The organism is Nitrosococcus halophilus Nc 4 (assembly GCF_000024725.1).
GTDB lineage: Bacteria > Pseudomonadota > Gammaproteobacteria > Nitrosococcales > Nitrosococcaceae > Nitrosococcus > Nitrosococcus halophilus.
In genome coordinates, this window is the sequence record NC_013960.1 from 3,797,727 (window position 1) to 3,817,187 (window position 19,461).

Sequence of the window (19,461 nt, forward strand, 5' to 3'; positions counted from 1 at the left end):
AAACCCCGTAAGTCCAAATAGAGCCCCTAAAATCCCGTGCAGGAAACCATAGAACTGAACACGACGCTTCCCCCCGAATTGGCGGGGAAACGCTTAGACCAGGCCCTGGCCTGCGTTTTCCCCGCCTATTCCCGTAGCCGTCTCCAACAATGGATCAAACAGGGGCAGGTCAAGGTGAATGATGCCCCGGCGCGTCCCCGAGATACGGTTCGCGGGGGGGAATGGGTGGTACTCATGGCTGAAATGGAGACGGCGGTGGTTTGGCAGGCCCAGCCCCTGCCCCTGGAGATTGTTTATGAGGATGAAGCGATCATCGTGGTCAACAAGCCTGCCGGCCTGGTGGTGCATCCGGCCGCGGGTAATCGCGACGGCACCCTCGTCAATGCCCTATTAAATCATGCCCCGGAGCTTGCAGAAATCCCGCGGGCGGGGATTGTCCATCGCCTGGATAAAGATACCAGCGGCCTGCTGGTGGTCGCCCGGACCCTAACCGCCCATCATGGGCTGGTCCAGCAATTACATGCACGCCGGGTCACTCGTCAATACCGCGCTATTGCCGTCGGGGTCATGACCGGAGGAGGGATCATCGAAGCGCCTATCCATCGCCACCCGGTGGACCGCAAACGAATGGCGGTAGTCTCCACGGGGAAACCCGCCATCACTCACTATCGGGTACGGGCTCGCTTCCGGGCCCATACGGATGTTTCATGCCGCCTGGAAACGGGCCGGACCCATCAAATCCGAGTCCATTTGGCCCATATTGGCTATCCCCTACTGGGGGACCCCACCTATGGGAAGCGTCTGCATATTCCTAGGGAGAGCGGAGAAGAACTGAGCACTGCCTTGCGTCATTTCAAGCGTCAAGCCCTGCATGCCGCCCGCTTGGGTTTGCTTCATCCGGAAAGGAAGCAGGCAATGAGCTGGGAAGCCCCCCTGCCCGAGGATATGAGCACACTTCTGGCCTTGCTTGAACAGGATCGGCAGCGCCATGCCCATCCCTAAACTATACATTTCCCGTTTAAATGAGACTAAGGCGCTTGGGGCAGGCGTGACCAGACACGCTGTCAATCCGTCCCTGGAAGCTCGACGTCGGCATCCCTGCCGCCGACGGTCTGGTCAACACTGACCCCAAGCCCAACGGGGATCCACCTAAAGGGGCAAGTTAACCCACCTCAAGGGCTAATTTGCCCATCATCCCTCCTTGCTCCAGCAAACGGTGGGCAGCCGCTGCCTCCCCTAAGGGAAAGGTCTGCCGAAGGTGGATGCTTAGGCGCTCGGAATCAAACAATTCGGCACAACAGCGCAAGATATCCGCTTGATGTTCCAAGGCAGAGGTGAGACCGAGATGCATGGGAGTCAGCATCAATTCCAAGCTAAAACGAAGATTGCGGGTTCGCGCCGTACCCCAATTCATATCGGCGCTCGGCTGTAAAATGGTGACCAAATCCCCGTAGATGGCCACCGCCTCGCAGCTCTTTTCAAAGGTTCCTGCGCCCACTGTATCAAATGCCACCTCGACCCCTTTGCCCTCGGTCCATTCCATGACGGCCTCAACAAAATCCGTTTCGCGATAGTTGATGACATGGTCTGCTCCCAGAGCGCGGACAAATTCCCCTTTCTCTTCGGAACTCACAGTGGTGCAAACCCGAGCACCGGCACGTTTGGCCAACTGAATAGCCACATGGCCTACGCCTCCCGCGCCACCATGAACCAGCACCCTATGCTCCGGCTGGATGCGGGCGCGATCGTGGAGGGCCTCCCAGGCGGTAATTAATACCAATGGGGCAGCCGCCGCTTCGGGGAAGGACAGGGATTTTGGTTTTTTGGCGATGGAACGGTAGCTTACCGTCACATATTCCGCATAATTTCCCTCAGGACCGCCAATGCCCCCAAAGCAGAAAAAAACCTCATCGCCTTCTTTGAAATTTTTCACTTCCGCCCCCACAGCTTCCACAATTCCCGCCCCATCACAGCCGAGGATGGTGGGAGAGCGGTCTGGGTAGAAAGTGCCGCGGGTACGCAGCTTGGTATCCACGGGATTAATTCCTGCCCCTTTGAGGCGAACCAGAACCTCATCGGGCCGCTGGATGGCGGGCTTCGGCAATTCTTGCCATTGCAAGACCTCCGGTCCGCCCGCTGCCGTCATCACTATCCCTTTCATTTTTTCAGCCTAGCACCGCCATGCATAGCCCCATTAAAGCGCCGGGGAAAACACCCAACCCCAATATGGCCAGGCCATTGGCGCTCATGCCCCAACGCAGGCCGGCCCCGCCATCCAGGGAAGCGGTTTCCGTAGGACTATCGAAGTACATGAACTTGATGACCCGAAGATAGTAGAAAGCCCCAATCACGGAAAATAGCACCGCCGCCACCGCCAGCCAAATCAAGCCCTCATTGACAATGGCCATGATCACCGCCCATTTAGCATAAAATCCAACGGTAGGCGGAACACCCGCCATGGAAAACATCAAAATAAGCATCATGAAGGCAAACCAGGGGCTTCGCTCGTTCAACCCTTTGAAATCCTCTAGCTGATCCGCTTCAAAACCCGCCCGGGAGAGTAGAATAATCATGCCAAATCCTCCCAGACTCATTAAAGCATAGACGAGGACATAGAACATGGCTGAAGCATAGCCCTCACCCGTCCCCGCCAAAATACCTAGGAGGAGAAAACCCACATGGGAGATGGTGGAATAAGCCAGCATGCGTTTGAGGTTGGTTTGGGCAATGGCGACAATGTTACCCAGGGCCATGGAAAGCACGGCAAGAATGATCAGCATATCCTGCCAGTGGGCTTGCACCCCGCCCAGGGCTTCCACCAATAGGCGCATGAACATGGCAAAGGCCGCAATTTTGGGGGCCGTGCCAATGTACAGGGTCACCGCCGTAGGGGCTCCATGATAAACATCCGGCAACCACATGTGGAAAGGTACGGCGCCAAATTTAAACGCTAGACCGACCACGATGAAAACAACCCCAAACACCAACACTTGGCTGCTGCCGCCACCTTCCCGGATGGCCTCTGCCACGGCGGCAACATGGAGATCGCCGGTGGCGCCGTAGATCATGGACATGCCGTAGAGCAACATACCCGATGCCAAAGCACCCAACACAAAATATTTCATGGCCGCTTCGGTGGCCCAACTATTATCCCGGCGCAAAGCCACCATGGCGTACTGACTGAGGGACAGCAGCTCCAACCCTAAATAAAGGACCAAAAAGTGGTGGGCCGAGGCAAGCACCATCATTCCCAGCATCCCAAAAAGGCCCAACACATAGTATTCGCCCTTATCCAGGTCTCTCGCCCGTAGGTAGCTGCGGGAATAGAGAAATACCGCGAAAACAATTAAATAAATAAATAGCTTTAAGGTATCGCTCAGGGGATCCTTGATGTAGCTACCACTGAAGGTGATGCTTTTGGAGGAAAAATCCGCGTAATAAAAGGTCAGTAACGCAACGATGATGAGCGTTAATTGAGTCAGTCCATAGGAGACTCTGCCGCTTTGCTGGCCGCTATAAGCAACGGCCAACAAAAGTAGGCAGCCCATGATAAGGACAAATATCTCTGGTAACGCAGGCAGAAAACCCGGTATATCGAAATTCATCGTGTCAATTCTTTCAAATACAAGGGGAAGCGAAAATCACAGCCCACTATTTAGACCAATTTTGATGCCGCCATCTGGGACAGCAGATGTTCTATGGAAGCATGCATCACTTCCAGCAGGGGCTGGGGCCACACGCCAAGCAACAACACCGCTGCGGCCAAAGATCCCAACACCAGAAATTCCCGTGAGTTAAGGTCCTTCAAAGCCGCCACATTATCGTTGGCGACCTCGCCGAAGACCACCCGCTTCACCATCCACAGGCTATAGGCGGCGCCCAGAATCAGTGTCATCGACGCCAAAAAGGCGTACCAAAAATCTGCCTGAAAAGCACCCAAGATAACCAAAAACTCACCGACAAAACCGGAAGTCCCCGGCAACCCGGCATTGGCCATGGAAAATAACACCATAAAGGAGGCAAAGACCGGCATGGTATTCACCACACCGCCATAATCCTTAATCATTCGGGTATGCATCCGGTCATATAAAACCCCAACACACAAAAACATCGCCGCAGAAACAAGGCCATGGGAGATCATCTGCACCAACGCCCCCTCTAGACCCATGACGGCTCCCTCGCCTTCGACGCCCCGGGCAAAAATGACAAAGGCAATGAAAAGTCCCAAAGTCACAAACCCCATATGGGCGATACTGGAGTAGGCGATGAGTTTCTTGAGGTCTTCCTGCACCATCGCCACTAAACCGATATACACCACCGCAATGAGGGATAGGGTAATAATGAGCCAATTCAACGCCAGGCTGGCATCCGGGGCAATCGGCAAGCTAAACCGCATAAAGCCGTAGGCGCCTATTTTCAAAGTAATCGCGGCCAAGATCACCGATCCTCCCGTGGGTGCTTCCACGTGGGCATCGGGTAACCAAGTATGGACCGGCCACATGGGCACCTTCACCGCGAAGGCGAGCAAAAAAGCCAAGAATAGCGCGACTTGGGCCTGCATCCCCAGGGGTGCCTGATGGAATTCCAATATGGAAAACCCATCGGTAATGCTGCGCAAATAGAGCAGCGCCAGCAGGAGAAAAACAGAGCCTAAAAAAGTATACAGAAAGAACTTAAGGGTCGCATAGATCCGATTTGGCCCCCCCCAAATTCCGATAATCAAAAACAGGGGAATCAACATCCCCTCAAAAAAGACATAAAACAACACCGCATCCAGGGCCGCAAAAACGCCGTTCATCAACCCTTCCATAATCAGGAAGGCGGCCATATATTGCCCCAGCTTGTGCTGGATAACCTGCCAACCGGCTATCACTACCAACACCGTGGAAAAAGTGGTGAGAATGATGAGCGGCATGGAGATACCATCCACCCCTAGATGGTAATACACCTTGAAGATTTCAATCCAAGCAGCCTTCTCTTGAAACTGCATGGCGGCCGTGGTGGTGTCAAAGCCGGTGTATAACGACCAGCTCACCACAAAGCTCAATCCCGAAACCAACAGTGCCAGCCAACGAACACGGTCTACTCGGTTACCCATGGCCAATACTAGGAGGCCTCCTAGAATGGGCATCCAGATAACCAGGGAGAGAAGTGGCAATCCAGAAAACATTCCCTAGCCCCCGTAAATAACAAAGCCGCCGATAAAAAGAAGCAGTCCTAAAATCATGACAAAGGCATAATGGAATAGGTAACCGGACTGCACATAACGCACCAGCTTGGCAATAGCCCCCACCATTCGCGCCGTTCCATTGACGATGAAGCCGTCAATCAAGACCCGGTCCCCAAACTGGGAAAGCACCCGGCCCGTACAACGCGCTCCACCTGCAAAGACAACTTCATTAAAGCGATCAAAACCATATTTATTGTTTAAGGCCCAATAAATCAGGCCCAAGCGCGCCCCCAATTGCTCCGGCAACTGGGGGCGAACGAGATACAAATACCAAGCCGCCACCACGCCAGCCATGGCTAGGGCAAAGGGAGTGCCCTGAAATCCATGGAGGGCAAAAGCCATTGCCCCATGAAACTCAGCCCCTACCGCCGCCAGCACATCGTGGGTTGGTGAGACCACGACCGCCTCACCAAAAAAGCCGCCAAACAAGATCGGCTCGATATAGAGGCCCGCCACCACCGAAGGTATGGCCAGCAATATCAGGGGAACGGTCACCACGGCCGGGGATTCTTTTAAGTGTTCTTGGGTATGGTGGTCCATCCGTTCCTTGCCGTGGAAGGTGAGAAACAGCATCCGGAAGGTATAAAAGGCGGTGACGAATACACCGGAAAGCACCATCACGTAAGCAAAACCAGCCCCCGGAAGTTCGGAAGCATGGACGGCTTCAATAATGGAGTCCTTGGAGAAAAATCCAGAAAACCCCGGAAAACCGATCAGCGCCAACGCTCCCAACAGGGAGGTCCAATAGGTAATGGGCATATATTTTTTTAGCCCCCCCATTTTGCGCATATCCTGCTCGTGGTGCATGGCGATAATGACTGAACCGGCCCCCAAGAAGAGCAACGCCTTAAAAAAGGCGTGAGTCATGAGATGAAACATCCCCGCTGCGTAGGCGGAAACCCCCAGGGCGACCGTCATATACCCTAGCTGGGACAAAGTGGAGTAGGCGATTACCCGCTTGATGTCATTCTGAACAATGCCTATCAGCCCCATGAAGAAGGCGGTAACGGCCCCAATGACGAGAATCACACTCAATGCGGTCTCGGACATTTCATAGATCGGCGACATCCGGGCAACCATAAAAATACCGGCGGTCACCATGGTCGCCGCATGGATAAGCGCCGAAATGGGGGTAGGACCTTCCATGGAGTCGGGCAGCCAAACATGCAAGGGGACCTGCGCCGACTTCCCCATGGCGCCAATGAACAGCAAAATGCCTATCACGGTAAGCACCGACCAAGCGGCATCCGGCCACAGGGAAATGGTTGCTTCCGCCAGCGTAGGAACCGCTGCGAATACTTCCGTGTAAGCCAAGCTGCCCGTATACATCAGTACGCAGGCAATCCCCAGCAGGAAGCCAAAATCCCCCACCCGGTTCACCAAAAAGGCTTTAAGGTTGGCGTAAATGGCGGATTCCCGCTTATACCAAAAACCTATCAACAGATAGGACACCAACCCCACCGCTTCCCATCCAAAAAAGAGCTGGAGGAAATTGTTCGCCATGACCAGCATGAGCATGGAAAAGGTGAACAGGGCGATATAGCTAAAAAAGCGCTGGTAGCCCGGATCATCCGCCATGTAGCCGATGGTATAGATGTGCACCATTAAGGAGACAAAAGTCACCACCACCATCATCAAGGCGCTTAGGCGATCAATCAGGAAGCCAATTTCCAAGCGCAGATCGCCAATGGCGGCCCAGGTGTAGACGGCCTCATTATAGGTGACCCCATCCACAACCACCTGCTTAAACACCATCAGGGATAACAGGAACGCAATCGCCACACCGGCAATCGTGACCCGATGGGACCAACGGCGCCCAATTTTTTTCCCAAATAAACCGGCAATGACACTGCCGATTAAAGGCGCAAGCACAATTCCAAGAGTTTGGGCTTCCATCACGCTTAGCCCTTCAAGTTATCCAAATCACCCACATTAATGGTTTGCCGATTCCGGAATAAGACCACCAGAATCGCCAAACCAATGGCGCTCTCCGCCGCAGCGACTGTCAGTATGAAAAAGACAAAAACTTGACCTGCCATATCTTCTAAAAAATGAGAGAAGGCCACAAAGTTCATGTTAACCGCCAGCAGCATGAGCTCAATGGACATCAAAATAATGATGATATTTTTCCGATTGAGAAAAATCCCCGCGACAGAGAGGCAAAACAATAATGCCCCTAGGATCAAAAAATCTGATAATGCAATCATTTTTGGTTTAATTTGTTTTTTGGGTCTTCTCGGCAGCCATCTTGACCAATCTAACCCGATCTTGACGCCGTACCCGTATCTGCTGTACCGGGTCCTGAGCCTTGCTGGTGCGACGCCGCAAGGTTAGCGCAATAGCCGCAACAATCGCCACCAAGAGGATGACCGAGGCCAATTCGAAGGGGTAAACGTAAACGGTATAAAGCAGATTACCTAACTCTTTCGTATTGCTGTAATCAGGCCCCTGGGGGGGAGGTGAAGTGAACTGTTCAAGGCCAAAATTTTCTGCCCCGAGCACCGCCATCATTTCAAGGGCAATCAGCGCTGCCACCAGGAATCCTACGGGCAAGTAGCGGGCGAACCCCTCCCGCAGGGGGGCAAGATTGATGTCCAACATCATGACCACGAACAAGAACAACACCATGACCGCGCCGATATAAACCAGCACCAGGACAATGGCTAGAAACTCGGCTTCCAGTAGAAGCCAAATAGCGGCACTAGTAAAAAAAGCCAAGACTAAAAACAATGCTGCTCGCACAGGGTTGCGGACAGTAATCACCATGGTCGCCGCAAACAGCAAAATGGCGGCGAAACTGTAGAATAGAATCTTTTCCATGGGTATTGGGACTCTACACTAGGTTAACGGTAGGGAGCATCAGCGGCCCTATCGGCGGCAATCTGGGCTTCGTACTTGTCACCGAGCGCCAATAATTGCTCTTTATGGAGGATGTGCTCCCCCCGCTCCTCAAAATGAAAATCAAGAATCCGAGTCTCCACAATAGAGTCAACTGGGCAAGATTCCTCGCAAAAACCGCAGTAAATACACTTGAAAAGATCAATATCATAGAGGGTTGTACGCCGAGTCCCATCTTCCCGCTGCTCGGAATCAATCGTGATGGCCAAAGCGGGGCAAACCGCTTCACATAGTTTGCAAGCGATACAACGCTCTTCACCATTGGGATAACGACGCAAGGCATGAAGACCACGAAATCGGGGCGATTGAGGCGTCCGTTCCTCCGGGAATTGGACCGTTACCTTTTTTGCGAATAAATAACGCCCCGTCAACTTAAGACCAAGCAACAATTCCCAAAGTAGAAAACTTTTAAAGTACGAACGCAGGGTATTCATAATGATAACTCTTTACGCAAACCAGGGGCCTAACTGAGCAACCCGCGCACCTCCTACCACCAGCAACCAAACGATAGTAATAGGAATAAATACCTTCCAACCGAGGCGCATGATTTGATCGTATCGGTAACGAGGGAAAGTGGCCCGCATCCAAAGATAAAAGAATAAGAATATCGCCGTCTTGATGAGGAACCAAACAATACCGGGAACCCATTCAAAGGCGGCTTCCAGCGGGGTTCCCTGAAAGGGGGACAGCCATCCACCTAAAAACATCAAAGAGGCGAGCGCCGATATCAGGATCATCTCGATGTATTCAGCGAGGAAAAATAGAGCAAAAGCCATGCCGGAATATTCCACATGGAAGCCGGCGACGATCTCCGATTCCCCCTCGGCCACATCGAAAGGAGCCCGGTTGGTCTCGGCTACCCCGGAAATAAAATAAACAAGGAGCAAGGGGAATAAAGGTAGCCAGAACCAGTGCCACAAACCGCCTTCCTGGGCCTGGACAATCTCGCCAAGATTAAGGCTGCCACCGGCAATCAGCACCCCCACCAAGGCAAAGCCCATGGCGATCTCATAAGACACGACTTGGGCCGCAGAACGCATGGCTCCCAGAAAAGCATACTTAGAATTAGAAGCCCAGCCCGCCAAGACCACGCCATACACGCTCATGGAGCCAATGGCGAGAATATAAAGCAGGCCAGCATTGATATCCGCCAGCACCAGATGGGCATCAAAGGGGATCACCGCCCAAACGGCAAGGGCAGGGGCAATAGCCAGTACCGGCGCCAACAAAAATAGAAACCGATTGGCGCTTGCCGGAATAATAATTTCTTTAAGAAGGAGCTTAACGGTATCCGCAATAGGCTGCAGCCAACCGCGGGGACCAACGCGATTCGGTCCCACCCGAACTTGCATATAGCCAATGATTTTCCGCTCGGCAAAAGTCAACCAGGCGACCGCTAGTATCAACGGCGTCACGATAACCGTGATTTTCATGAGAATTGAAAACACAGTGTCCATCATACCCCTACTCCGTCCCGGAGACCTTAATAGGCGCAAAGGGCGCCCCCAAAGCGGCGGCCTCTTCAAAACCGGCGGCTAAGCGCAGACATCCCTCTGCCACGGAATCATCAATCACCAGGGGCACAGTGACTTGCCCACCCCCTTGGCTAACTCGAACCCGCTTAGCGCCACTCAAACCTAGTCGAGAAGCGTCGGCACTATTCATATAAGCTCGCCGAGCAGCCTGGCCATCCGGACTTTCCTGCAATGCTTGGCTGCGCCGAACCAACCCGTCCGTGCCATAAATAGCCACTTCCGCGATCCGCACTAACTCACCATTACCCTTTACTCGCCCGAAGTCAAGGGATTCAGGCCGCCATGGACTTATCCCCTGGGGCTTGATGGCATTCTCCACTTGACCACGCAGCTCATCATGGATCTCTTCAGAGGAAAGGTAATCAAATCCTGGAATTTGCAAAACGTTAGCCAGGACTCGCAACACTTTCCAAGCGGGGCGCGCCTCTCCCGGTGGGCTCACTGCTCCAGAAAAATTCTGCCAGCGTCCCTCCGCATTGACATAAGCTCCCGAGGTCTCGACAAAGGTCCCGATGGGCAATAACACATCGGCGTACTCCAGCATGGCGGGGCTGCGGAAGGCCGTTAAGGAAACCACAAAGTCCGCACTCCCCAGGGCCTTCTGGGCCAACAGGGGATTGGCGCAGTCCAATTCAGGCTCAACGGCCAACAGTAGAAAACCGCGGAGATCCCCTTCCAGCATGGCCTGCCCATGGAGCCCTCGCACCGGCACACGACCCCCACCGGGTCCCCGATGGGGAAGAGCACCGGCCAAAGCTGCCCCTACCCCATTGCCCCCAGAGGGGAGAAATCCTAATTGGCACCCGCCCAGCTCACAGACCAAACCCGCCAAGGCGCGCAACACGGAAAAGTCAGGATGCCCTTCCGCCAACCCCCCTAGGAAAATCCGTCCACGCAAGGCATTAACCAGCTGATCGGCCATTGCCCGCTCCGTTTCGGTGGGCTGAATATCGGCCAATAAAGAAGCCCACCCGGCCGCTAAGGACTCGCCTCGATTCTCCGCCAAGCTCTTAGCGATCCCTGCGAGGGCACGAACCATGCCCTCGGGGCCGACAATCGCCTTCTCCGCGACGGGGAACCGCACCGGATAATCCACGGGGTTAATAAACATCAGCGCCGCGCCCTGGAGCGCTGCTTTACGAAAGCGCAACCCAAACAAAGGTTGCTCTTTTTGGGCATTGGCCCCCACCACCAGAATGCAATCCGACTGCTCCATTTCTTCAATAGTGCAGCCTAGAGGCGCAGTCTGTGGTTCGGATTCCTGGTCGCGAAAATCCTGTCGGCGCAGGCGATGGTCAACATTATTACTATGCAGACCCCGCATCAATTTTTGAAATAGATAGAGTTCCTCCACGGTCGCGCAGGGAGAGGCAAGGCCCCCTAATTTAGTACTCCCCGACTCTTCGGCAACCCGCTGAAGACCCTTGGCGGCCGCTTCCAGGGCTTCTTCCCAGTCACTTTCCTGCCACTTGCCCTCCCGCTTAACCAGCGGTCGGTGTAAGCGCTCTTCATGGGCGAGTCCGCGACAACTATAACGATCCCGATCTGCAATCCAGGTTTCATTGACCGCTTCGTTATCCCGTGGGACAACGCGCATCACTTCATTGCGCCGTACATGCAATTCAATGTTGGTGCCCACACTGTCATGGGGGGAAATAGCCGGGTGCCCAATCATTTCCCAAGCCCGTGCCCGGTAGCGGAAAGGCTTGTCTGTCAGCGCTCCCACGGGGCAGAGATCAATCACATTCCCTGATAACTCCGATACCAAGCTGCGCTCAATATAAGTGCCAATCTCCATGTGTTCACCCCGGCCCGTAGCCCCCAGCTCCTTGATACCGGCAATCTCTTGACCAAAGCGGACACAGCGGGTGCAATGGATGCAGCGCGTTAAGTCGGTTTGAATCAGCGGACCAATGTTCTTGTCCTTCACCACCCGCTTACGCTCGGTAAAGCGGGAGATATCATTGCCATAGCCCATGGCAAGATCTTGTAACTCGCACTCGCCCCCTTGATCACAGATAGGGCAATCCAAAGGATGGTTAATCAGCAAGAACTCCATCACTCCCTTCTGCGCCGCAATGGCGCGGGGTGAATCGGTAAACACCTTCATCCCATCCGCCACCGGGGTAGCGCAAGCAGGCATGGGTTTTCTAGCTTTTTCGACCTCGACCAAACACATCCGACAGTTGGCAGCAATCGATAAATTTTTGTGATAGCAGAACCGAGGGATGTAAATACCCGCCTCATCGGCCGCCTGGATAACCATCTTCCCGGCTTCTACATGGAGCTCAGTGCCGTCAATCTCAATCTTGACCATTCCCGGTTTCATCTCCTAAGACGCGCTTCCGACTAAACACCGCTTATGGTCGATGTGATATTGAAATTCATCTCGGAAGTGTTGGATAAAGCTTATGACCGGTGCTGCCGCAGCATCCCCCAAAGCACAAATGGTATGACCATCAATGTTCTGGGCTACATTAACCAATTTGTCCAAATCCTCTTGTGTCCCCTGGCCATGCTCAATGCGACGGACTACCCGATACAACCAACCTGTCCCTTCCCGACAAGGCGTGCATTGGCCACAGGATTCTTCATAATAAAAAGCCGAGATCCGCTCTAGGGCCCGCACCATGCAGGTCGTTTCATCCATGATGATAACCGAGCCTGCGCCCAACAGGGAGCCGGCCTTGGCGAGGGAATCGTAGTCCATATTAGCCGCCATGATGGCTTCTGCAGGCATCACCGGCACCGAGGTCCCCCCTGGAATCACCGCCTTCAGGGCATTGCCATTACGCATCCCGCCCGCCAGCTCCAATAAATCTTTGAAGGGCGTTCCCATGGGAACTTCGTAATTACCCGGTCGGTTCACGTGACCGGAAACGCTAAAAATTTTGGTACCGCCGCTGGTCGGTGTCCCTAACTTCAAAAACCACTGGCCTCCCTTCTCCAAAATCACGGGAACCGAAGCCAGACTCTCGGTATTATTTATAGTCGTAGGTCGACCATAAAGGCCGAAACCAGCGGGAAACGGCGGCTTATAGCGGGGCATGCCTTTCTTACCCTCCAGGGATTCCAGCAAAGCCGTCTCTTCGCCACAGATATAAGCGCCAGCCCCGGGATGGGAGTAGAGATCAAAGTCGATCCCCGATCCCAAAATATTTTTGCCTAACAAGCCGGCCTCATAGGCTTCCTCTAAAGCGGCTTCAAAGCGGTCGATGGGCTCGACGAACTCACCCCGGATATAGTTGTAACCGGCTGTGGCGCCAATGGCATAGCCGGCAATGGCCATCCCTTCAATCAACTGGTGAGGATTGTAACGCATGATATCCCGATCTTTGAATGTGCCCGGTTCCCCCTCATCCGAATTGCAAACGATATATTTGGTGCCAGGCAAATTCTGGGGCATGAAACTCCATTTCAGTCCCGTTGGGAAGCCTGCCCCGCCACGACCTCGCAAACCAGAAGCTTTGACTTCCTCAATAATTTTGGAAGGGGGTGTCTTTTCTTTCAGGATACGCTTCCAAACTTTATATCCCTTTACTTTGAGATAGTTTTCCAATCCCCAGGGAGGATCGAGATCCAGGGTACGAAAGCAGACTTGATTGAGAGCGATCATTTCAGGGCCTCGAGGATTTGATCGATCTTTTCCGGAGTCAGATTTTCATGGTAGGTCTGCCCCACCATCATCATGGGGGCGCCACCACAGGCGCCTAGGCATTCAACTTCTTTAATCGTGAAGCGCCGATCTGGAGTTGTCTCGCCGAAACCAATCCCCAACCGCTTCCTTAAATGAGCCACCACTTGATCAGAACCGCAAAGCTGACAGGAAATATTGGTACAAACAGAGAGCTTATGGCGTCCGACGGGCTTTAGCTCAAACATGGAATAGAACGTTGCCACCTCATAAACACTGATAGGGGGCATTTGCAAATATTCGGCTACTTCATCCAAAAGCTCATTGGTCAAATAACCCCCATTAGCGGCCTGAACAATATGCAGCGCTGGAATGACCGCAGATTGTTTCTGTTCCTGGGGGTATTTCGCAATCCAATGGTCGATTTGTTGACGCACTTCAGCGGAGAGAAGGTTTTCTTCCTCTTCCAACTTTTTCAAATTCTCCTTTCCCAGTTGCCCGACGCTCACCGATCAATCTCCCCAAAAACGATATCCATAGTTCCAATCACGGCGACTACGTCGGCAAGCATGTGACCCTGCACCATTTCATCCATGGCTGCGATATGGGCAAACCCCGGCGCTCGAACTTTAAGCCGATAAGGTTTATTGGCCCCGTCCGAGATGAGATAGACCCCAAACTCACCTTTGGGCGCTTCTACCGCCGCATACACTTCCCCTTCCGGGACGCAATACCCTTCAGTAAATAGCTTGAAGTGGTGAATCAGGGCCTCCATGTCATCTTTCATGTCTTCCCGCGAAGGAGGGGCGACCTTATAGTTGTCCACCATGACCGGACCCGGATTTTTTCGGAGCCAATCCACACACTGCTGAATAATGCGATTGGATTGGCGCATCTCTTCCATCCGCACTAAATAGCGGTCATAACAATCCCCATTGACGCCCACCGGAATGTCAAAATCCAGACGGTCATAAACGGCATAGGGCTGCTTTTTCCGTAAGTCCCATTCTACCCCTGAACCCCGCAGCATGGGGCCGGTAAAACCCAACTGGAGCGCGCGCTCCGGCTCCACCACGCCAATGCCCACCGTACGCTGTTTCCAAATCCGGTTATCCGTCAGCAGGGTTTCGTACTCGTCCACACACCTGGGAAAACGGGCAGCAAAGTCCTCTATAAAATCAAGCAATGACCCCTGCCGATTCTGGTTAAGCGCCGCTATCTCTTTTTCATCATGCCACTTGGAAGGCTGATATTGAGGCATGGTATCTGGCAAGTCACGGTAGACTCCGCCGGGGCGGTAATAAGTCGCATGCATGCGGGCCCCCGAAGCGGCTTCATAGCAATCCATGAGATCTTCCCGCTCCCGAAAACAGTATAAAAACACGGTCATGGCGCCGATATCTAGGCCATGGGCCCCTAACCACATGAGATGGTTAAGAATGCGGGTGATCTCATCAAACATCACCCGAATATACTGGGCCCGTAATGGCGGCTCGATGCCCAGGAGCTTTTCGATGGCGCTCACATAGCCATGCTCGTTGCACATCATGGACACGTAGTCCAGGCGGTCCATATAACCGATACTCTGATTGAACGGCTTGCTTTCGGCCAGCTTTTCCGTGGCTCGGTGCAACAAACCCACATGGGGATCGGCGCGCTGGATAACTTCCCCATCCATCTCTAGCACTAACCGCAAAACCCCATGGGCCGCCGGATGTTGCGGACCAAAATTGAGGGTGAAATTTCGGATCTCAGCCATGTTCGCCCTCGCCTTCAGACGCCTTCACTTGGTAGCGGTGATCATCACGAATAACCCGGGGAACCAACACTCGAGGTTCAATACTTACGGGCTCGTAGATAACTCGCTGCTGCTCTAGATCGTAACGCATCTCCACGTTGCCGCTTAGGGGAAAGTCCTTGCGGAAAGGATGGCCGATGAAACCGTAATCCGTCAAAATACGCCGCAGATCGGGATGGCCATCGAATAAAATCCCAAAAAGATCAAAGGCCTCGCGCTCAAACCAGTTGGCTGACGCCCAAAGTTCGGTCACCGAAGGAGCCACCGGCACCTCTTCCTCCACAAAGGTTCGCACCCGCAGGCGCCAATTATGACGAATCGAGAGGAGATGAGTGATTACGGCAAAACGCAATCCACCCCACACATGTTCCTGGTGCTGCCTGCGCTCCACCGCGCGACTAAAGCCCTGGGTCGTGGCTTTTCTGGTCTCCCAATCGCCAACGCCATACTCCAGGTAGTCCACACCACACAGGTCAATTAACTGCTCAAAGGCAAAGTCCTCTTCATCCCGCAGTGCTTTGCAGACTGCAAAATAGGATTCACGAGGAACCTGAACCGTGAGTTCCCCACGGTCAAGGCGGCAGGAGCTTATTTCACCTTCGAATCGGCGTTCAACACGCTCCTGTAATTCCATCACGCCGGTAGCCATAAATGTTTAAATTCCTACACTATCGGGCAATCGTATAGTTGCGTCTTATTTTTTTCTGTAGTTGGATAATGCCGTAGAGCAAGGCTTCGGCAGTCGGAGGACAACCGGGAACATAGATATCAACCGGCACTATCCGGTCACAGCCACGGACTACAGAATAGGAGTAATGATAATAACCACCACCGTTGGCACAAGAGCCCATAGAAATCACCCAGCGTGGCTCTGACATTTGGTCATACACCTTTCGCAGGGCGGGCGCCATTTTATTCACCAGGGTACCAGCAACAATCATAACATCAGACTGGCGCGGACTCGGGCGAAAAACAACACCAAAGCGGTCCAAATCATAGCGGGAGGCCCCCGCGTGCATCATCTCCACTGCGCAGCAAGCAAGGCCAAAAGTCATCGGCCAAAGGGAACCGGTTCGAGCCCAATTGATAAGCTTGTCGGCAGTAGTGGTCACAACTCCCCGCTCGAGTACCCCCTCTATTCCCATTCCAAGGCCCCCTTTTTCCATTCATAGACAAACCCGGCCACCAAAATGGCTAAAAAGACCACCATTGAGAAAAAGCCAAACAGGCCGATATCATCTAGAACCACGGCCCATGGAAAGAGAAAGGCAATCTCCAAATCGAAAATAATGAATAGGATCGCCACCAAGTAGTAACGGACGTCGAATTTCATGCGCGCATCTTCGAATGCCTCAAATCCACATTCATAAGGGGAGAGTTTCTCACGGTCGGGGCGGTGCGGCGCTAAGCTAAACCCGAGAAACATCATGACACCACCTATCAGCAGGCCAACGATGATAAATATTAAAACAGGAATATAATTCTCAAGCATATCTAAACTGTGTGGAGTACCGCTGCTGCGGCGCTAAAGACCATCCCATCGGTTCCGCTTTCCAAACTATGGAATTACACGAGAACCGCATCCAGTACCAGAAATATGGTGCCGATGGCCGGAGTCGAACCGGCACGGGTTTCCCCACTGCCCCCTCAAGACAGCGTGTCTACCAATTCCACCACATCGGCGATGCGGTAACTTTTATTGCTCAGACGGTGCAGGCTCAAGCGGCAGCGAGGGAACATCCGATGACGCCGCTGGAACCTCAGAGGATTTAGGGCTCTCTTCTTGGCCAGCGCCTAACTGCTGAGCACCCTCAGAGAGCTTATCTTTAGTCGTCTCATCTTTAGGCAAAGGAGGAATGACCATATCCTCATCAGCTACAATCTTTGGCTCTGCAGCTTGCGTCACACTGGATGTCTGCGGCTCTCGCACGGAGAAATAGGCCAAAGATAAGCTGGTAATAAAGAAGACTGCTGCCAATATAGCACTGGCTCGCGTAAGAAAGTTAGCCGAGCCACGCGCCCCGAATACAGTTGCCGAAGCGCCACTACCAAAAGCGGCGCCTGCATCAGCCCCTTTGCCGTGCTGAATAAGCACTAAGCTGACTAACGCTATGGCGACTAAAATATGAAAAACCAATAATACACTATGCATGATCTCTACTTAGCCTGCCGCTTGGCAGATTGTCAAGAATTCCTCGGCATTCAATGAGGCCCCGCCAATCAAGCCACCATCGATATCGGGCATTGCCAATAATTGCGCCGCATTGTTCCCCTTAACACTACCACCATAGAGGATAAGCAATTCCTCAGCTATATTGGAGTTCTGAGTAGCCACATGGGCACGGATAAGCCCATGAACCTCTTGGGCTTGCTCGGGGGTTGCGGTACGGCCAGTACCAATCGCCCATATGGGCTCATAGGCGATAACGGCCTTACTCAGGGCATCGACGCCGACCCGCTCCAAAACAGCATCGAGCTGACGTTTCACCACCTGCTCGGTAACAGCCTGCTCACGCTCTTCCAGGGATTCCCCAAGGCAGATGATCGGGGTAAGCTCCGCCCCTTGGGCGGCGACTACTTTCTCAGCCACGAGGCTATCGGTTTCCCCATACAGGGCGCGTCTTTCAGAATGGCCCACAATGACAAAACGACAATCTAAATCCCTTAGCATAGAAGGGGCAACTTCTCCAGTATAGGCTCCCGTTTCGTGCTGGGATAAATTTTGAGCGCCCCAGCTAACAGCCGACCCTTGGAGCAAGGACGCCGCATCGGCAAGATACACAAAAGGCGGACAAACCGCCACTTCTGCAGCCACCCCAGCGTCCACCCCCTCACGCACAGATTCTAAGAGGGGGCGATTGGTCGCCCGCAAACCATTCATCTTCCAATTACCAACGACTAGGGGTTTACGCACCTAGCACCTCATGTAAGCCTTGATTTAAAACGGCCCGGTAGTCTACTGTAGAAAATTGCAAAAAGCAATTTCATCCGGGCAGGGTTTTTAAATTTATTCCAGGTTTCAGGGAGAATCCCCTAGCAGGAAAGCGATTTCTTGGGCAAGCTGCTGAGCCAAAGTATTCACCTGGGAAGCATCTCGACCCTCAACCATGACCCGCACCACCGGCTCAGTTCCCGATGGTCGCAACAAAACTCGTCCTTCTTCCCCTAACTGGTTTTCTATTTCCTTCACGGCACTCGTAACTGCCCCATTGCCATGCAACTCAACGCGTTGCTCTACCCGGACATTGATAAGGCACTGGGGATATTTGGTCATCGCAGATTTAAGCTCATGGAGGGAGCAACCCGTAGCCACCATCTCCACCAAGACCTGCAGCGCGGAAACAATACCATCCCCCGTGGTCGTCCGATCGAGGCAGATAATATGTCCTGAAGACTCTCCTCCAAGAGAGTATCCATTGGACTGTAACATTTCTAAAACATAGCGATCTCCCACTTGGGCCCGCATTAAGGGGATACCTAAGGCAGCAAGCGCTTTCTCTAACCCTAGATTGCTCATCAAAGTCCCCACGACCCCCTCCATCATCCGGTCGGTTCGCTGTCGGGCCCGGGCAATAGTATAAAGCATCTCATCTCCATCGACGATCTCGCCCCGGTGGTCAACCATGATGACCCGATCCCCGTCCCCATCTAAAGCAATCCCCACATCTGCCTTACACTCAAGCACTTTGCGTTGGAGGGCTTCAGGGGCAATCGAACCATAACCCTCGTTAATGTTTAAGCCATTGGGAGAAATACCAATGGCAATAACCTCTGCGCCCATTTCCGCAAAGACCTCGGACGCCACATGGTAGGTCGCCCCGTGGGCGCAATCGACGACCAATCGTAACCCCGAAAGGTCGACGCTTGCCGGCCCAGTTCCCTTGCAGAATTCGATATAGCGACCGGCTGCATCCACCACCCGCTCTGCCTTGCCCAAGCGAGAGGAATCAACCGTCTGCATCGGTCCTTCAAGCTCCTTTTCGATGGCAAACTCAATTTCATCAGGCAGCTTAGTACCAGCGCTTGAGAAAAATTTAATGCCGTTATCATAATAGGGATTATGGGAGGCACTGATGACAATCCCTGCTTCGGCATGGAGAGTGCGGGTAAGATAGGCAATCGCCGGTGTCGGCATCGGCCCCAGCAAGCGAATATCCACCCCAGCGGCTGAAAGCCCCGCCTGGAGCGCCGATTCAAACATATAGCCAGAAATCCGTGTATCCTTGCCAATCAATACTTTGCTTTGCCGCCCCCGGGCCAAGACCCTTCCCACGGCCCACCCCAAGTGGAGGACGAAGTCTGCGGTAATCGGGTGTTCCCCCACTCTGCCCCGGATCCCATCGGTACCAAAATATTTTTTTTTCAT

General features: G+C 53.3%; 19 protein-coding genes and 1 tRNA gene. 1 reads left to right on the forward strand and 19 read right to left on the reverse strand.

Going from position 1 to position 19,461, the window contains the following annotated elements; translation table 11 throughout:
* Positions 1–36: 36 nt before the first annotated feature.
* Complete coding sequence (rluD, locus tag NHAL_RS17875; RefSeq protein WP_013034554.1) at positions 37–1,002, forward strand: 23S rRNA pseudouridine(1911/1915/1917) synthase RluD; 966 nt, start codon at positions 37–39, stop codon at positions 1,000–1,002.
* A 160-nt stretch (positions 1,003–1,162) separates the two neighbouring features.
* Here rluD and NHAL_RS17880 read toward each other — a convergent pair whose 3' ends face one another.
* The 19 genes from NHAL_RS17880 to glmM form a co-directional block, all read right to left on the reverse strand.
* Positions 1,163–2,161 (reverse strand): zinc-dependent alcohol dehydrogenase family protein, encoded by a 999-nt coding sequence (locus NHAL_RS17880; RefSeq protein ID WP_013034555.1) that lies wholly within the window; start codon positions 2,159–2,161, stop codon positions 1,163–1,165.
* 4 nt (positions 2,162–2,165) lie between these two features.
* Positions 2,166–3,605 (reverse strand): NADH-quinone oxidoreductase subunit NuoN, encoded by a 1,440-nt coding sequence (gene nuoN, locus NHAL_RS17885; RefSeq protein ID WP_013034556.1) that lies wholly within the window; start codon positions 3,603–3,605, stop codon positions 2,166–2,168.
* A 50-nt stretch (positions 3,606–3,655) separates the two neighbouring features.
* Positions 3,656–5,170: an NADH-quinone oxidoreductase subunit M gene (locus NHAL_RS17890; RefSeq protein WP_013034557.1), complete on the reverse strand. Its 1,515-nt coding sequence runs from the start codon at positions 5,168–5,170 to the stop codon at positions 3,656–3,658.
* Between the two features lie 3 nt (positions 5,171–5,173).
* Entirely contained in the window at positions 5,174–7,126 is a 1,953-nt protein-coding gene (gene nuoL / locus NHAL_RS17895) for an NADH-quinone oxidoreductase subunit L (RefSeq protein WP_013034558.1), read from the reverse strand.
* Positions 7,127–7,131: 5 nt separating this feature from the next.
* On the reverse strand, positions 7,132–7,437 hold the full coding sequence (nuoK, locus tag NHAL_RS17900; protein WP_013034559.1) for an NADH-quinone oxidoreductase subunit NuoK: 306 nt from the start codon (positions 7,435–7,437) through the stop codon (positions 7,132–7,134).
* 7 nt (positions 7,438–7,444) lie between these two features.
* A complete protein-coding gene (locus NHAL_RS17905; protein WP_013034560.1) occupies positions 7,445–8,050 on the reverse strand; it encodes an NADH-quinone oxidoreductase subunit J in 606 nt (201 codons plus the stop codon).
* A 23-nt stretch (positions 8,051–8,073) separates the two neighbouring features.
* Positions 8,074–8,562 carry an NADH-quinone oxidoreductase subunit NuoI gene (gene nuoI / locus NHAL_RS17910; RefSeq protein ID WP_013034561.1) on the reverse strand — a complete coding sequence of 163 codons (489 nt, stop codon included), beginning with the start codon at positions 8,560–8,562 and terminating at the stop codon, positions 8,074–8,076.
* Between the two features lie 12 nt (positions 8,563–8,574).
* Complete coding sequence (nuoH, locus tag NHAL_RS17915) at positions 8,575–9,588, reverse strand: NADH-quinone oxidoreductase subunit NuoH (RefSeq protein WP_013034562.1); 1,014 nt, start codon at positions 9,586–9,588, stop codon at positions 8,575–8,577.
* A gap of 4 nt (positions 9,589–9,592) precedes the next feature.
* Positions 9,593–11,992, reverse strand: coding sequence for an NADH-quinone oxidoreductase subunit NuoG (gene nuoG / locus NHAL_RS17920; RefSeq protein WP_238985390.1), 2,400 nt, complete (start codon positions 11,990–11,992; stop codon positions 9,593–9,595).
* Between the two features lie 3 nt (positions 11,993–11,995).
* Positions 11,996–13,279, reverse strand: coding sequence for an NADH-quinone oxidoreductase subunit NuoF (gene nuoF / locus NHAL_RS17925; RefSeq protein ID WP_013034564.1), 1,284 nt, complete (start codon positions 13,277–13,279; stop codon positions 11,996–11,998).
* Entirely contained in the window at positions 13,276–13,806 is a 531-nt protein-coding gene (nuoE, locus tag NHAL_RS17930; RefSeq protein WP_013034565.1) for an NADH-quinone oxidoreductase subunit NuoE, read from the reverse strand. The genes nuoF and nuoE overlap by 4 nt, the downstream gene beginning before the upstream one ends.
* Entirely contained in the window at positions 13,803–15,056 is a 1,254-nt protein-coding gene (locus NHAL_RS17935; protein ID WP_013034566.1) for an NADH-quinone oxidoreductase subunit D, read from the reverse strand. Before NHAL_RS17935 ends, nuoE begins: the two co-directional genes overlap by 4 nt.
* Positions 15,049–15,744, reverse strand: a complete 696-nt coding sequence (locus NHAL_RS17940) for an NADH-quinone oxidoreductase subunit C (protein ID WP_013034567.1) — start codon at positions 15,742–15,744, stop codon at positions 15,049–15,051. The genes NHAL_RS17935 and NHAL_RS17940 overlap by 8 nt, the downstream gene beginning before the upstream one ends.
* 19 nt (positions 15,745–15,763) lie before the next feature.
* Positions 15,764–16,240 carry a NuoB/complex I 20 kDa subunit family protein gene (locus tag NHAL_RS17945; protein WP_013034568.1) on the reverse strand — a complete coding sequence of 159 codons (477 nt, stop codon included), beginning with the start codon at positions 16,238–16,240 and terminating at the stop codon, positions 15,764–15,766.
* The gene (locus NHAL_RS17950) at positions 16,231–16,587 is read right to left on the reverse strand and encodes an NADH-quinone oxidoreductase subunit A (RefSeq protein WP_013034569.1); all 357 of its coding nucleotides are present in this window, start codon (positions 16,585–16,587) and stop codon (positions 16,231–16,233) included. The genes NHAL_RS17945 and NHAL_RS17950 overlap by 10 nt, the downstream gene beginning before the upstream one ends.
* Positions 16,588–16,693: 106 nt before the next feature.
* Positions 16,694–16,778: transfer RNA gene (locus tag NHAL_RS17955), tRNA-Leu, on the reverse strand.
* Between the two features lie 13 nt (positions 16,779–16,791).
* Positions 16,792–17,247, reverse strand: coding sequence for a preprotein translocase subunit SecG (gene secG, locus NHAL_RS17960; RefSeq protein ID WP_013034570.1), 456 nt, complete (start codon positions 17,245–17,247; stop codon positions 16,792–16,794).
* A 9-nt stretch (positions 17,248–17,256) separates the two neighbouring features.
* On the reverse strand, positions 17,257–18,009 hold the full coding sequence (gene tpiA, locus NHAL_RS17965) for a triose-phosphate isomerase (protein WP_013034571.1): 753 nt from the start codon (positions 18,007–18,009) through the stop codon (positions 17,257–17,259).
* A gap of 105 nt (positions 18,010–18,114) precedes the next feature.
* A complete protein-coding gene (gene glmM, locus NHAL_RS17970) occupies positions 18,115–19,461 on the reverse strand; it encodes a phosphoglucosamine mutase (RefSeq protein WP_013034572.1) in 1,347 nt (448 codons plus the stop codon).